We start from the raw sequence: 15,157 nt of genomic DNA, 5'->3' as shown, positions 1-15,157 counted from the left end.
CGCGCCCGCGCGGCAGGCCGCTTGCAAATCCTTCAAATTCCGGTGCATTCCAAAAAGACGCCATGGCGCGCGGGGCAAGGCGGCCCGCAGGTTGCGGGATGGTGCGGACATGCCGATGAAGGATTGCGGGAACGATGCGGGTGCTGTGGCTTGACGGTGTGATCGACCTGATTTCGGTGGCGATTTTGGCGCTTGCACTGGCGCTGGTCTGGCCGGGTCTGGCCCGCGCGCAAGAGGGCGTTTTTATCCAGATCGAAAGCTGGCCCACCCTTGGCGCCGCCGAAAGCCGCGCCCGCGCGATCGAGCAGCGCCTCGACAATGTGAACGCCTTTCGCGCCCGAACCGGGCTTTATGCCATAGCACTCGGCCCCTATCGGCAGGGCGAGGCAGAGGCGCGGTTGCGCGACCTTCTGGCGCGCGGGTTGGTGCCGGGCGACAGCTTCCTCAGCGATGCCGGCCCCTATGTCGCGCGGGTCTTTCCCTATGGCGGCACGGCGCTGGCCGCAGCGCCCGGGGCGGTGGCGGACCCGATCACCCCAAAGCCCGAGATCGCCAGCCCCGCGCCCGATTCCGTGCCCGGTGCCGCAAGCCCCGGGCCACAATCGCCGCCGCAAGAGACGCTCGAACAGGCCCTGCAGGCCGAAAACCGACTGGACCGCGCCGAGCGCGCGGAACTGCAAGGCGCGCTGCAATGGTTGGGCCAGTATCAGGGCACCATCGATGGCGCCTTTGGCCCGGCCACCCGCGATGCGATCTGGGCCTGGCAGCGCGACGCGGGGTTTGTGCCGACCGGCATCCTGAGCACGGCCGAGCGTGACCACCTGCTCAGGGCCTATCGGACCGAGCTCGACAGCCTTGGCATGGCCCCGGTGCGCGATCCGCGCGCGGGCATCGAGATCGACTTGCCCATGGCGATGGTAAGCTTTGACGGCTACAACTTTCCCTTTGTCCAGTTTGCGCCGCAAAATGACAGCGGCGTGCAGGTCTTGCTGATCAGCCAGCCGGGCGACCGCGCCAGCTTGTCGGGGCTCTATGCGATGATGGAGACGCTCGATTTCGTGCCGCCGTCGGGTGCGCGTGACCTCCAAGGCGACGGCTTTGTGCTGACCGGTCAATCCGAACGGCTGCGCAGCCATACCGAGGCACGGCTGATCGGCGGCGCGATCAAGGGTTTTGCCCTTGTCTGGCCCCCCCGACAAGATGCTCGCATCGCCCGCATCTTGCCCATGATGCAAGCCAGCTTTCGCGCGCTGGAGGGCGTTCTTGATCCCGGCGCCGTGCCACAAGATGCGCTGGGGGCGATCGATCTGGCCACGGGTTCTGCGGCGGGGTCGCCCGCGCGCGTGCGTTCGGGCTTTTTCATCGATGCGGATGGCCATGTGATCACCACATCCGAGGCGGTGGCGGGAACCTGTGCGCGCATCTTGATCGACATGGCCTATCAGGCCGACATCGCCCATTTCGATGACGCGCTGGGGCTGGCGGTGTTGCGCCCGCTGCAGGCGCTGGCACCCTTGAGTTTTGCCGAAATGTCCAGCCAGCCCGGCCCGGTCGACGCAGAGATCGCCGTGGCGGGATTTCCCTTTGACGGGGCGCTTGGGGCGGCTTCGATGGCGTTTGGACGCCTTGCCGATCTTCGGGGCATCCATGGCGAGCCGATGATCCAGCGTCTTGCAGTGGCCACCAGCGACAGCGAGGCGGGCGGGCCGGTGTTCGACATGACCGGGGCGGTTGTGGGCATGGTCTTGCCCGACATGGCCGCGGGGCGGACCCTGCCCAGGGATGTGACGCTGGCCTTGCGTGCCGATCTCTTGTCACAGCCGCTTGGCGCGGCCGGGATCACGCCGCGCATCGCGACGCGCACAGAGCCGCTGAACCCCGAGCGGCTGGCCCGGCTGGGCGCGGAAATGACGGTCAGCGTCAGCTGCTGGAACTGATCGGCAGCACCTGCGCGCAGGACCGGGGCACCAGAGCCTTTCCCTTGCAGGCCCCAGCGATATGTTGCATGCCAGAGCCGATAAAACACAGCCCGCTACGATCGAGGACACCATGGCAGACGGCAACTTGAGCATGGACGCGAAACCCACCGAGGAAATATCCGTCCGCGAGGTGTTCGGTATCGACACCGATATGAAGGTCAAGGCCTTCGCCGAGCGCTCTGACCGCGTGCCCGAACTCGACAGCACGTACAAATTCGACCCCGACACGACGCTGGCGATCCTTGCGGGGTTTTCGCACAACCGCCGCGTCATGATCCAGGGCTATCACGGCACCGGCAAATCCACCCATATCGAACAGGTGGCCGCGCGGCTGAACTGGCCCGCCGTGCGCGTCAATCTTGACAGCCATATCAGCCGGATCGACCTGATCGGCAAGGATGCGATCAAGCTGCGCGACGGCATGCAGGTGACCGAATTTCACGAAGGCATCTTGCCATGGGCGCTGCGCAATCCTGTTGCCATCGTGTTCGATGAATACGACGCAGGCCGCGCCGATGTGATGTTCGTGATCCAGCGCGTGCTGGAACATGACGGCAAGCTGACGCTGCTCGACCAGAACGAGATCATCACGCCGCACAGGTATTTCCGCCTGTTTGCCACCGCCAATACCGTGGGTCTGGGCGACACCACCGGGCTTTACCACGGCGTCCAACAGATCAATCAGGCGCAGATGGACCGCTGGAGCCTTGTGGCGACGCTCAATTACCTCAGCCATGACGCCGAAAGCGCCATCGTGCTGGCCAAGAACCCCCATTACAACACCGAAAAAGGCCGCCGCACCGTCAGCCAGATGGTCACTGTGGCCGACCTGACGCGCACGGCCTTCATGAATGGGGAACTGTCCACCGTGATGAGCCCGCGCACGGTGATCACATGGGCGCAGAACGCCGAGATCTTCCGCAATGTGGGCTACGCCTTCCGGCTGTCCTTCCTCAACAAATGCGACGAGCTTGAGCGCCAGACGGTCGCCGAATTCTATCAGCGCTGCTTTGACGAGGAATTGCCGGAAAGTGCGGTAAGCATGTCGATGTCCTGAGCGGGCCGACGGTGATGCTTAGGGTTGTGGGCATTTTGGCTTTCACGTTCGCAAATGAGGCGACTGCCCAAGTGGCTGGCTTTCCGGCCTTCCCCGAGGACGGTTCGCACGCGGAGATGGCCCGCCACTGCCTAACGATCACCACCGCCAATAACTACGCTTCATCTTTTGGGGCGCATGTGGCCTCGATGATGAGCACTAACGGCACAAGGATAGGCTGGCATGGTACAGTCTCCCGCCCCTCGGAAGACCTGGTCGCGCTTATCGGCGGTTCTGAGGCCATAGAGGACGCCCTAGACACAGCAGCAGCATTACGCCGTTATTGGGAGTCGCTTGGGACAACCTACTTCGCGGCAATTTTTAACGGGACCTCACCCTACGCAGACGCCGAAGGACTGGCTCTTAGCGCCGCCTTCGTGCGCTGCCTCGATTGGGCTGCGACACTTCCCTTCACCCTTCACCATCCAACCGAGCGAATGGATATCAGCTACCCCGGCGCTCCGGATCTTCCATCGCGCTGATCATGGACGGCAATTGCAAAAGTTAACCAAAGGTTAATTTTCGGCTCGACAGGGGGCGCGTGGGCCGCCATCACGGCCGGATGCGATCCGCCCTGTCCCCTCCGATCCCTGGTCTTGTTGCCCTGCTGTGCCTGGGTCTGATCGCCCTTGCGCCCGATGCGGCCAGCGCCCGGACGGGGGGCTCCCCCTGCGCGGTCGTGCGCGTGATCGATGGCGATACGGTCGATCTGGATTGCCTGGGCGAAGGGCGCTTTCGGGCGCGTCTGACGGGTTTTGACACGCCTGAAACGCATCGTCCCGGGTGCGCGGAAGAAGCCTTGGCGGGGCAAGCCGCGACACGGCGTCTGCGCGCGCTGGTGGCCGCATCCGGCCAGATCGACGCGCAACTTGGCCGCTGGGACCGCTACGACCGGCGGCTGGTGCAACTGTCGGTGGATGGGCGCGATGTGGGCGCACGGCTGATCGCCGAAGGGCTGGCGCTGCCGTATCAGGGCGGGCGACGGCCTGATTGGTGCGCAAGGCTGCGTTGACGGGCACGCCGACGGCGATTGACCGCGCCCCCCGGCCCGGTGCATCGTTGCGCCATGACATTTCCGACGCCCCAAGACATCACTGCCGCCGCCGCCCGCATCCAGGGCTGGGTTCGTGACACCCCCATTGTGCGGATCGAAGGGGCGGCGCTGGGGCTTGATCATCCGGTGATCTTCAAGCTGGAACACACGCAAGTGACGGGGTCGTTCAAGGTGCGCGGCGCCTTCAACACGATGCTGGGCGCAGATGTGCCCGCCGCGGGCGTGGTTGCGGCGTCGGGCGGCAATCACGGCGCAGCGGTGGCACATGCCGCCACCAGCTTGGGCCACGCCTCCGTCATCTTTGTGCCCAAGGTCATCGCCAAGGAAGAAAAACTCCGCCGGATGCGGCTGTTTGGCGGCAAGGTGATCTTGACCGACGGCCCGGTCGAGGCCTGCATGGCCGCCTATGCCGATCATGCCGCAAAGACCGGCGCGCTTTCGGTCCATCCCTACGACACCTTTCCGACACTGGCCGGTCAGGGCACGGTCGCGCGCGAGATCGAGGCACAGACGGGCGGCATCGACACCATCCTTGTCGCCACGGGTGGCGGCGGGCTGATCGCGGGGGTGGCTGCGTGGTTTCGCGACCGGGTGCGGGTCATCTCGGTCGAGACCGAAGGCACCAACACGCTGGAACGGTCCTTGCGCGAGGGGCCCGAGATCAGCGTGCAAGCCACGGGCATTGCCGCCAGCTCGCTTGGTGGCCCACGCCTGGGCGTGATGTCTTATGCCGTGGCGCGCGATCATGTGGACCGCGCCATCGTGCTGCCCGATGCGGCGGTATTCGACGCAGCCCGGCGGCTTTGGGAAGGGACACGCCTGATCGGTGAGCCGGGTGCTGCGGTGGCGCTGGCGGCGCTGACCTCGGGCGCCTATCGGCCCGAGGCGGGCGAACGGGTCTGTGTGCTGATCTGCGGCGGCAATGCCGAGCCCGATTGGTTCATGGCATAAGGCGCGCAGCCCCCCTTGCCCTTGGCCCGCCTTCGCGCCACATTCCCGCCCATGGCAAAGCACCCCACTGACAACCCGGCCGATCCGTTCAAAAAGGCACTGGCCGACGCAACCCGCGTTCTGGCCGATGATCCCGATCTGGCCGTCACCTATTCCGTCGATCCACCGGGCATCTCGGGCGATACCGTGCGCCTGCCGCAGGTCAGCCGCCGCATGACCCGCGACGAGGTGCTGCTGGCGCGCGGCACCGCCGATGCGCTGGCCTTGCGCCACCGCTATCACGATCAGGGCACGGCCGCGCGCTACACGCCCCCCGGCGCCATGGCGCGCGATCTGATGGAGGCGATGGAAACCGCGCGCTGCGAGGCGGTGGGCGCGCGCGCCATGCCGGGCACGGCCGGAAACATCGACGCCAAGATCGCCAATGACGCGCGCCGCAAGGGCTATGGCGAAATCCGCAATGCCGCCGACGCGCCGCTGGCGACGGCGGCGGGCTATCTGATCCGCCATCTGGCCACGGGCCGCCCCCTGCCCGCCGAGGCTGCCAATGTGATGGAGCTTTGGCGCGGCTTCATCGAGGATCGCTGTGGCGGCACGCTGGAAGATCTGGGTGAGGTGTTGACCGATCAGGCGGCCTTTGCCCGGTTTTCACGGCGCGTGATCAACGATCTGGGCTATGGCGATCAACTGGGCGACGACCCCGACGAGATGGACGATCAGTCAGACGAGGAAACCTCGGAAAGCGACGATCAGGACCAACCCGATTCGACCGGTGAGGATGACAGTCAGGAAGAAGAGGCCGAGGCCAACCCCGAACGCAGTCAGGATCAGCAGCAAGATCAGAGCCAGGCCCAGGTCCAGATGGACGACGAGGGCGACATGGACGAAGCCGACGAACAGGAGATGCCCGAAGGCGAGGCCCCCAAGGAACCGCCCCCCCCGCCCCCCCATTCCGACGCTGACCCGGGATATGCGGTGTTCACCACCGCCCATGACGAGGAAATCGCCGCCGAAGATCTGGCCGAGGCGCAGGAACTTGAACGTCTGCGCGCCTATCTGGATCAGCAGCTTGAACCGCTGAAGGGCGCGGTCAGCCGTCTGGCCAACAAGCTGCAGCGCCGGCTTCAGGCGCAGCAAAACCGCGCCTGGGAGTTCGATCTGGAGGAAGGCACGCTTGATGCGGGCCGTCTGGCACGCGTGGTGGCCAACCCGACCACGCCCCTGTCCTTCAAGGTCGAAAAGGACACCGAATTCCGCGACACGGTGGTGACGCTTTTGCTGGACAATTCCGGCTCGATGCGGGGGCGGCCGATCTCCATCGCGGCGATCTGTGCCGATGTCTTGGCGCGCACGCTGGAACGTTGCGGCGTCAAGGTGGAGATCCTGGGCTTTACCACCCGCGCCTGGAAGGGTGGCAAGGCACGCGAGGAATGGCTGGCAAAGGGCCGCCCCGGCCAGCCCGGACGGCTGAACGATCTGCGCCACATCGTCTACAAATCGGCCGATGCGCCCTGGCGGCGGGTGCGCGACAATCTGGGCCTGATGATGAAAGAGGGGCTGTTGAAGGAAAACATCGATGGCGAGGCGCTGGAATGGGCGCATCGGCGGATGGTGAACCGACGCGAGGCCCGCAAGATCTTGATGGTGATCTCGGACGGCGCGCCGGTCGATGACAGCACCTTGAGCGTCAACCCGGCCAATTACCTCGAAAAGCATCTGCGCGATGTCATCGCCATGGTGGAACGGCGCCGCGCGGTGGAATTGCTGGCCATCGGCATCGGCCATGACGTGACGCGCTATTACCAGCGCGCCCTCACCATCACCGATGCCGAGCAACTGGCCGGCGCCATCACCGAGCAACTGGCCAGCCTGTTTGACAGCGACCCGCGGGCGCGGGCCCGGGTCATGGGGATGCGCCGGGCAAGCTGAGGCCGGTATCGCCGCTTGCGCGGCGATCCGGGCGGAAAACGCGCGTTTTCCGAAGCGCTTTCCGACAGCCTGCCTTGGGTGATCGGCCGGGACGGCGTATTTGGGGAAAGATGAAGGGGATGGGGTCATGTTCCAGAGTTTCGTGGCGAAAACCCGGCCCGAGGATGGGCCACCACGGCTGGCCGCGCTGCGGGCCGAACTGGGCCGGATGGGGCTTGACGGGTTCCTCGTTCCACGGGCGGACCGGTTTCAGGGGGAAAATGTGGCCGCCTGCGACGAGCGTCTGGCCTGGCTGACGGGGTTCACCGGATCGGCGGGCTTTGCCGCGGTGCTGAGCGACCGGGCGGGTGTCTTCATCGACGGGCGCTACCGGGTACAGGTGCGGGCACAGACCGATGCGTCGGTCTTTACCCCCGTCCATTGGCCCGAAACCCAGCTTGAGGATTGGCTGTTGGAGGCCCGGCCACATGGCGCGATGATCGGCTTTGACCCCTGGCTGCATACCGCCGCCGAGATCGCCCGGCTGGAGGCAGCCCTGGGCCCCCGGCAAATCGCGCTGACGGCCGTGGACAACCCCATCGACGCGATCTGGTCCGACCGCCCGGACCCACCCATGGCCCCCGCCCAAGCATGGCCCATCGCCTTTGCCGGGCAATCGGCCGAAGACAAGCTTGCCAGACTTGCCGCCGATCTTGCCAAAGCGGGAGAGGATGCCGCGCTGATCACCCAGCCCGACAGCCTGTGCTGGCTGTTGAACCTGCGCGGCGGCGATGTGATCCATACGCCGCTGTTGCATGCCATGGGCATCTTGCGCCGCGACGGGCGGCTCGATCTTTTCGTGGAGCGCGAAAAGCTTGCGGCCCTGCGCCTGCCTGAAGCGGTGCGCCAGCATCAGCCCGACGCGCTTGCCGGGATGCTGGCGGGCGAAGCCGGGCGGGTGCGGATCGATCCCAATTCGGCACCGCAGGCGGCCAAATCCATCCTGGCCGCAAGCCGCGCCACGATCGTCGAGGCAACCGACCCCTGCCTTTTGCCAAAGGCGCGCAAACACCCCGCCGAGATTGCCGCGACGACAGCCGCGCATCTGCGCGACGGGGCGGCCATGGCGCGGTTTTTGCACTGGTTCGACCTGGAGGCGCCCAAGGGCGCGCTGAGCGAAATCGACTGTGTCCGCGCGCTCGAGGGGTTCCGCCGCGACACGGGCGCGCTGCGCGACATCAGCTTTGATACCATCGCGGGCGCAGGCGCCAACGCCGCCATCGTGCATTACCGCGTGACCGAGGCGACCAACGCGCCGCTCAAGCCCGGATCGCTGTTCCTGATCGATAGCGGCGGACAATATGACGACGGCACGACCGACATCACCCGCACGCTGGCCGTGGGCGAGGCCCCCGCCCTCGCGGCGCGCGAGGCCTTTACCCAGGTGTTGCAAGGCCTGATCGCCATCCATCGCGCGCGCTTTCCGCGCGGGGTGGCCGGCGCGCATCTCGATGCCCTGGCGCGCGCGGCACTGTGGAATGCGGGGCGCGATTACGATCACGGAACGGGCCATGGCGTCGGCGTCTATCTGGGTGTCCACGAAGGGCCGCAACGGATCAGCCGGGTTTCGACCCTGCCGCTCGAGCCCGGCATGATCTTGTCCAACGAGCCGGGATATTACCGCGAAGGCGCGTTCGGCATCCGGATCGAGAATCTGATCGTCGTGGCCGAGGCCCCCGCGCTGCCCGGCGGGGACGCGCGCGAGATGCTGTGCTTCGAAACGCTGACCTGGGCCCCGATCGACCGGCGGCTGGTGATCGCTGACCGGCTCGCCCCATGGGAGCGCGATTGGCTGAACCGCTATCATGGCGAGGTTCTGGCGCGGATCGGGCCGCTGCTGGAGGCGGACACGCAAGCGTGGCTTGCGCGCGCCTGTGCGCCGATGTGACCAGACCTGTCACATGGCCTTGGCATCCCGGGCCGCGACCGACATAAAGAGATGACCACAGGGGGGGAATGGGACATGGCAGAACACATCACGATCCGCAACGCAGCCGGTACCTGGGTGGTGCGTGCGGGCGGTGCCATTCTGGGCGAAAGCGACCGGGCGCTGGAATTGACCGAAGGCTCTTACCCGCCGGTCATCTATTTCCCGCGCGAAGATGTCGGCATGGCTTTTCTGGAAAAATCCGACAGTTCGACCCGCTGCCCGCACAAGGGCGTGGCAAGCTACTACACCGTCTGCCTGCCGGCGGGCGACATGCCCGACGCCGCCTGGAGCTATGAGGCGCCCATCGCATCGATGGCTGCGATTGCGGGCCACATCGCCTTTTACACCGACCGCATCACGGTCGAACGGCTCTGATCAGCTGTGTTCCTCGGCCGCGGTGGCGGCCAGAGCGCGGTTATAGGCCTTGAGCGCATCGACATGGAACAGCGCCCCCTCCAGCGCGGGGGGGCCATCGCCGGGCGCCAGCTGGACCACCGGCACGAAATCCAGCCCCGTGCGCTCGAAAATCGGCAAGGCGCGCTCCAATGTGGCGTTGGTGTCGGTGTAGATGCCCTGTTCGATCAGCGTCAAAAGCTGTTCGTGGGGGGCGGCGTTTTCATGATCCATCGGCCGCATCACCAGCCTGACCCGGAACATCGCCAGAAGATAGGCCTGCGGCCCTGCGGCCAGATGGATGTTGCGCCGTTCCAGCTGGGTCAGGAAAAAGGAGCGGTCCACAAGCCGTGAGGCAAGCGCCGTCGAGATCGAGACCGCCACCATCACGGCCAGCCCGGTTTGCCAGTCACCCGTCAATTCGAACACGATCAAGGTGGTCGAAATCGGCGCGCCCAGAACGGCGGCCGCCACCGCCCCCATTCCCGCCAGCGCGTAAAGCGTGCCCTCGCCCGACTGGTCGGGAAAGATGGCCGTGGCCACAAGCCCAAAGGCCAGCCCGGTCAGCGCGCCAATCATCAGCGACGGCGAAAAGATCCCCCCGCCCATCCGCCCGCCCAGGGTGATGGCCACGGCCGCGACCTTGAGGATGGTGAACACCACCGCCTCGTGCAACAGCAGCTCTCCGGTCAGCGCGGCCGATGTCGTCTCGTAGCCCACGCCGATGATATGGGGAAAGGGAATGGCCAGCATCCCCAGCAACAGCCCCGCACAGGCCGGCCTGAGCCAGCGCGGCAGCCCGGTGACCCGCTGCGCCAGATTGCCAAGGTCGTCGGCCCAGAATACGGCGCGCATCAACGCCACCGCCACCAGCCCGCACAACAGCCCAAGGATCAGAAAGGCGGGCAATTCGGCGTAGAATTGCAGCGCGCTTTCGTCCATCAGGCTGTATTCCGTCACGCCGCCGAATTCGAGCCGGTTGATGACCGTGCCCGCCACGCTTGCGATGACGATGGGTGCAAAGGCATGCACCGCAAAATGGCGCAACACCACCTCGAGCGCGAAAAGCGCCCCCGCAATCGGCGCATTGAACGAAGCCGACACCGCCGCCGCAACCGCACAACCCAGCAGATCGCGCCCCGTGATGCCATCGGCGCGGATCAGATCGCTGACCCGGCTTGAAATGACCGCGGCCAGATGCACCACAGGCCCCTCGCGCCCCGATGAGCCCCCCGTCCCCAGCGTGATGAGCGATGCCGCGGCCGAGGCCAGACCGGCCTTTTGCTCGACCCGCCCATCGGCCAGCGCCGCCCCTTCGATGACATCGGCCACCGACCGTGCGCGGCCATCGGGGGTGAACAGGTGCAAGATCAGCCCCACCGCCAACCCGCCTGCGACCGGGATCAGCAAGATCATGTACCAAGGCAGCCCCTCGGCAAAGGAATGCAGCAAGCGCACATCCTCGACCCCATAAAGGGTTTCTTGCAACCAGTTGATCCCCTTGCGGAACAAGAGCGCTGCAAACCCCGCGGCAATGCCGATCAACAGGGCGATGATCCAGAACTGAACCTGCGTGGGGCCCTTGTCGCGCAAGACCGCCCAGCCGCGCCGGCTTGCCGCCAAGGCAGTCGTGAACCAGTCCCTCAGGATGCGCAGCACGGTTTCGGCCACGTCCTTCCCCTTGTGCAGAGCCGCCATCATGCCCGGAAATACGAGCCGTTGCGCACGCGGCCCGGGTCCGGGTGGGACAGGTGTAGGCCACGGGGCGGCGTGTTGAAAGCCCGGCGACATCACGATGCGCCCGATTTGCCCGGCACGATTGAAAGCTTTCGTGAAGGCACGCCCCTTGCGTCAGCCCTGCCCCGCCGCCAAAAGCGCACGGGCGGCATCGCGGGCGGCGTCGGTGACCGTGTCGCCCGACAGCATCCGGGCCACTTCATCAATGCGCTCGGTGCTGCTCAGGGCCACCACCTGGCTCAGGGTGACACCCTGATCGACGCGCTTGGCCACCTGCCAGTGATGCGCCCCAAGTGCTGCCACCTGAGGGGAATGGGTGACGACCAGAACCTGCCCGCCCGAAGCCAGCGCCTTGAGCCTGCGGCCCACGGCATCGGCGGTCGCGCCCCCGACCCCGCGGTCGATCTCGTCGAAGATCATCGTCACACCGCTGTCCCCGGCGGTCAGGCAGACCTTGAGCGCGAGCAAGAACCGCGACAATTCCCCGCCCGAGGCGATGCGATTGAGCGGCCCGGCCGGCGCGCCGGGATTGGTGGCCACGACAAAGCTGACGCTATCGGCGCCCTCGGGGCCGGCCGGGCCTTGGGTGATTTCCGTGGTAAAGACGGCGCGCTCCATCTTGAGCGGTGCCAGTTCGCGGGTCATGGCGGCGTCAAGCTGCGCCGCCGCCGCCCGCCGCGCATCAGACAAGGCAGCGGCGGCCACCCCATAGGCGGCCCTGGCCATCGCGGCGGCCCGCCCGAGCGCGGCGATTTCACCGGCACCGCCATCAAGCGCGGACAGCCTTGCGCGCAAGGTTTCGGCCAAAGCGCCCAGATCATCAGGGACCACGCCATGTTTGCGCGCCAAGGCCCGCAGGGCGAACAAACGCTCTTCGGTCTGTTCCAGATCGGCGGGGTTGAACGCCAGCGTCTCGGCAAAGCTGTCGACAGCCGCCTGCGCCTCGCCCAGTTCGATCAGTGCGCGTTCCAGCGCGCCAAGCGCCGCATCCAGCCCGCCTTCGGCGCGTGCGGCCACCCCATCAAGCCAGCGGCGCGCATCCGACATGGCGCCTTCGGCCCCCTCGAACCCAAGCGCGGCGCCGGCGCGGGCCACATCGGCGCGCATCCGTTCGGCGGCTTGCATCAAGCGGCGGCGCGCATCAAGCGTGACCTCCTCGCCGGGGTGCGGGTCAAGCCGATCCAGCTCGTCCACCGCATGGCGCAGGAAATCCTCTTCGGCGCGCATCGTGGCCAGACGCGCCTCGGCGGCCTCAAGCGTCTTTTGCGCTGCCTGCTGTGCGGACCATGCATCGCGCGACCGGCTCACAAGATCGTCATGCCCGCCGAAACCGTCCAGCATCACGCGGTGCTGGCGTGGGTCCAAAAGGCCGCGGTCATCATGCTGCCCGTGCAGTTCAACCAGCGTTTCCGACAGCGCGCGCACCACATCGCCGCTGACGCGACGGTCGTTGATCCAGGATGATTTGCGCCCCTCGGGTGTGTTGACGCGACGCACGATCACCTCGGCCTCGGCGGGCAGACCGGCTTGCGCCAGCACATCCAGCCCGCGATGGCCGGGCGATAAGTGAAACGTGGCGACCACCTCGCCCTGCGCGGCACCCGCGCGCACAAGATCGGCGCGGCCGCGCCAGCCCAGGGCAAAGCCCAGCGCATCGAGCAAGATCGACTTGCCCGCCCCTGTCTCGCCGGTCAGCACATTGAGGCCCGGCTGAAAGGCAAGTTCCAGTCGGTCGATGATGAGCATGTCGCGGATATCGAGGTGACGCAGCATCAGGGCACGGTGTTCCTTAGCGCCCGCGCCCCGTCAAGGGCGCCCTTTGCAATCTCAGAGCCAATCCCCGCGCACCGTCTGGCGCCAGACGTCGCGCAGCCATCCTTCGCCCGCCGCCTCGGGCGCCAGATTCTGCCCGGTCAACTGGCGAAAGGCATCGTCGTAGAATGGCGAGGATTGGAAGTTGTATCCAAGGATCGCGCCAGCGGTCTGCGCCTCATCGGTCAGACCCAGCGCCAGATAGGCCTCAACCAGACGCATCAGCGCCTCGGGGGTGTGGCTGGTGGTCTGGAACTGTTCCACGACAACGCGGAAACGGTTGATCGCGGCGGCATGATGTTCGGCCCGCAGGTAGTAGCGGCCGATCTCCATTTCCTTGCCGGCCAGATGGTCAAAGGCAAGATCAAAGCGCAAGATCGCGTCCTGCGCATAGTCGCTGTCAGGATAGCGTTCGATCACCTGACGCAAGGCTTGCAGCGCCTGAAAGGTCACGCCCTGATCGCGGCCGACCTGATCGATCTGATCATAATAGCTGAGCGCCAGCAGGAACTGGGCATAGGCGGCATCCTCTTCGGCGGGATAGAAATCAAGAAAGCGCTGCGCGGCGATGCGGGTGTTTTCGTAATCCTCGTCCGCATGATAGGCGAAAGCAGCCATGATCAAGCCGCGGCTGGCCCATTCGGAATAAGGGTGCAGCCGTTCAACCTCGATGTAAAAGGCGGCCGCTTCCGGGAAATCGCCCGCCTCAAGCGCGGCCTCGCCCTGCTGAAAGATGCTTTGCGCGTCTTGCTGGTCAAGCGGCACCTGCGCGGTGCTGCGTGCAAACAGCCCGCCCCCGTCGCGTCCGAAAAACCCGTTCTCGCCACAGCCTGACAGCACCATCGCCAGACCGAGTCCCGCACAGAGACTCCATTTCCGGATCGCGCCGCTTTCGCTTTGCTGCATGCTCGAAAAACCCCGTCTTTGCCGGTGCGCAGGCGGTCATGCCGCCCCGTCTTTGTGCCGTCCTAGCATATTCTTTCCGGGGGCAAAACGCCTGAAATCACCCTTGGCCGCGCCAACCTGATCGCCGCGCGCCCTTCAGGCGACATCGGCCAGATCGGCCCCGGTCAGGCCCATGCCGGGCAGCAACGCGGCCTGTTGGGGGCTGCATTCCACCACCCGCCATGCGCCGGGGCTGGAAAAAAGCGCGCGCAACAGTTGATTGGTCAGCATGTGACCCGCACGCAGACCCGTGTAGCGGCCCAGAATGGGTGATCCTGCCAGCGCCAGATCGCCCAAGGCATCCAGCATCTTGTGGCGAACCGCTTCATCCGTGTGGCGCAAGCCGCCGGGGCTTAGCACGGCGTCGCCATCCACAACCACGGCATTGTCATAGGTGCCACCCAGCGCCAGACCGGCGGCGCGCATCGCATCGACATCGGCCTTGCGGCAAAAGGTGCGGCTGTCACAGAAATCCCGCACAAATCGCCCATTGGCCAGATTGGCAACGCGGCGCTGGCGACCGATGGCGGCATCTTCGAAGTCGATGGTGAAATCCATCTCAAGCCCCGGCGCGGGCGACAAGGTGGCGCGGCTATCGCCGTCAGTCACGGTGATCTCGCGCAGCACCTCGATGGCGGTGATGGGCGCGCTTTGGGATTGAATGCCCGCATCCAGAAAGGCGCGCACAAAGGGGGCGGCCGATCCATCGAGAATCGGCAATTCCGGGCCATCAACCTCGACCATCGCATTGTGGATGCCGCATCCCGCAAGTGCGGCCATCAGATGCTCGACCGTCGAAATCTCGGCCCCATCATCGCCGCGCAGCTTGGTGCACAGACGGCTCATCGGGACAGCGGTGTAATGCGCCGGGATCATCTTGGCATCAGGCAGGTCCGAGCGCGCAAACCATATCCCCATGTTCGCCGCCTGCGGATGCACAACGACACGGACCACACGCCCCGAGTGCAGCCCCACACCCGAGAAGCTCACCGATTGCCTAAGCGTCGCCTGCATCCAGTTCCCCGCCGTCTCTTTCACTTTTGTCCACACAGGCTATCGGCCTTGGCCTTGGCCGTGTGGACCCAAGTGGCGGCTTTGTTGGATCAGCCGCTAACCGTGGACCCGAAATAGCGACGGGGATTAAAAGGAACAATTCAAGCTTTGTGTCGTGTTGCAACAAACCGGTCAACGATCGGCATATCTTTGCCGACACCAAGCAAGCTGGCAATCAAGAGCTTGATTTACAAACAAAAAGGGCTGGAAAAAATCCAGCCCTTGAGGTTGCAATGTGA

13 protein-coding genes are annotated in these 15,157 nt (G+C 65.7%); 9 read left to right on the top strand and 4 right to left on the bottom strand.

All coding sequences use genetic code 11. The features are described from left to right. The first annotated feature begins 134 nt into the window (after positions 1 to 134). The 8 genes from Q0094_RS10330 to Q0094_RS10295 all read left to right on the top strand — a co-directional run bounded on the left by Q0094_RS10330 (position 135) and on the right by Q0094_RS10295 (position 9,353). The gene (locus Q0094_RS10330) at positions 135 to 1,937 is read left to right on the top strand and encodes a serine protease (RefSeq protein WP_297618849.1); all 1,803 of its coding nucleotides are present in this window, start codon (positions 135 to 137) and stop codon (positions 1,935 to 1,937) included. A gap of 112 nt (positions 1,938 to 2,049) precedes the next feature. After that, positions 2,050 to 3,036, top strand: a complete 987-nt coding sequence (cobS, locus tag Q0094_RS10325; RefSeq protein ID WP_297618846.1) for a cobaltochelatase subunit CobS — start codon at positions 2,050 to 2,052, stop codon at positions 3,034 to 3,036. A 14-nt stretch (positions 3,037 to 3,050) separates the two neighbouring features. After that, positions 3,051 to 3,557 carry a hypothetical protein gene (locus Q0094_RS10320; protein WP_297618842.1) on the top strand — a complete coding sequence of 169 codons (507 nt, stop codon included), beginning with the start codon at positions 3,051 to 3,053 and terminating at the stop codon, positions 3,555 to 3,557. 80 nt (positions 3,558 to 3,637) lie between these two features. Beyond that, a complete protein-coding gene (locus Q0094_RS10315; RefSeq protein WP_297618839.1) occupies positions 3,638 to 4,087 on the top strand; it encodes a thermonuclease family protein in 450 nt (149 codons plus the stop codon). A gap of 54 nt (positions 4,088 to 4,141) precedes the next feature. Continuing rightward, positions 4,142 to 5,080: a threonine/serine dehydratase gene (locus Q0094_RS10310; RefSeq protein WP_297618836.1), complete on the top strand. Its 939-nt coding sequence runs from the start codon at positions 4,142 to 4,144 to the stop codon at positions 5,078 to 5,080. Positions 5,081 to 5,131: 51 nt separating this feature from the next. Further along, positions 5,132 to 7,009 (top strand): cobaltochelatase subunit CobT, encoded by a 1,878-nt coding sequence (gene cobT, locus Q0094_RS10305; RefSeq protein WP_297618832.1) that lies wholly within the window; start codon positions 5,132 to 5,134, stop codon positions 7,007 to 7,009. A gap of 127 nt (positions 7,010 to 7,136) precedes the next feature. After that, the gene (locus Q0094_RS10300) at positions 7,137 to 8,936 is read left to right on the top strand and encodes an aminopeptidase P family protein (protein ID WP_297618829.1); all 1,800 of its coding nucleotides are present in this window, start codon (positions 7,137 to 7,139) and stop codon (positions 8,934 to 8,936) included. Between the two features lie 75 nt (positions 8,937 to 9,011). After that, complete coding sequence (locus Q0094_RS10295; RefSeq protein ID WP_297618826.1) at positions 9,012 to 9,353, top strand: DUF427 domain-containing protein; 342 nt, start codon at positions 9,012 to 9,014, stop codon at positions 9,351 to 9,353. Here the strand turns inward: Q0094_RS10295 and Q0094_RS10290 are convergent, their stop codons facing one another. From Q0094_RS10290 to lpxC, 4 genes are all read right to left on the bottom strand, one after another. Then, entirely contained in the window at positions 9,354 to 11,072 is a 1,719-nt protein-coding gene (locus Q0094_RS10290) for a chloride channel protein (protein WP_297618822.1), read from the bottom strand. It lies immediately after the preceding gene. Positions 11,073 to 11,222: 150 nt separating this feature from the next. Further along, positions 11,223 to 12,881 (bottom strand): DNA repair protein RecN, encoded by a 1,659-nt coding sequence (recN, locus tag Q0094_RS10285; protein ID WP_297618819.1) that lies wholly within the window; start codon positions 12,879 to 12,881, stop codon positions 11,223 to 11,225. A 54-nt stretch (positions 12,882 to 12,935) separates the two neighbouring features. Beyond that, positions 12,936 to 13,826 carry an outer membrane protein assembly factor BamD gene (locus Q0094_RS10280; RefSeq protein WP_297618816.1) on the bottom strand — a complete coding sequence of 297 codons (891 nt, stop codon included), beginning with the start codon at positions 13,824 to 13,826 and terminating at the stop codon, positions 12,936 to 12,938. Positions 13,827 to 13,961: 135 nt separating this feature from the next. After that, positions 13,962 to 14,879 carry a UDP-3-O-acyl-N-acetylglucosamine deacetylase gene (gene lpxC, locus Q0094_RS10275; protein WP_297618813.1) on the bottom strand — a complete coding sequence of 306 codons (918 nt, stop codon included), beginning with the start codon at positions 14,877 to 14,879 and terminating at the stop codon, positions 13,962 to 13,964. A 62-nt stretch (positions 14,880 to 14,941) separates the two neighbouring features. On the opposite strand from lpxC, the gene Q0094_RS10270 reads away from it, so the two are divergent. After that, on the top strand, positions 14,942 to 15,157 hold the full coding sequence (locus Q0094_RS10270) for a hypothetical protein (protein ID WP_297618810.1): 216 nt from the start codon (positions 14,942 to 14,944) through the stop codon (positions 15,155 to 15,157).

It is taken from the genome of uncultured Roseicyclus sp. (genome assembly GCF_937892565.1).
In the GTDB taxonomy this organism is placed as follows: domain Bacteria; phylum Pseudomonadota; class Alphaproteobacteria; order Rhodobacterales; family Rhodobacteraceae; genus Roseicyclus.
The sequence above is the reverse complement of the archived record's forward strand: the minus strand, read 5'-3'. Positions and strand labels throughout refer to the sequence as shown.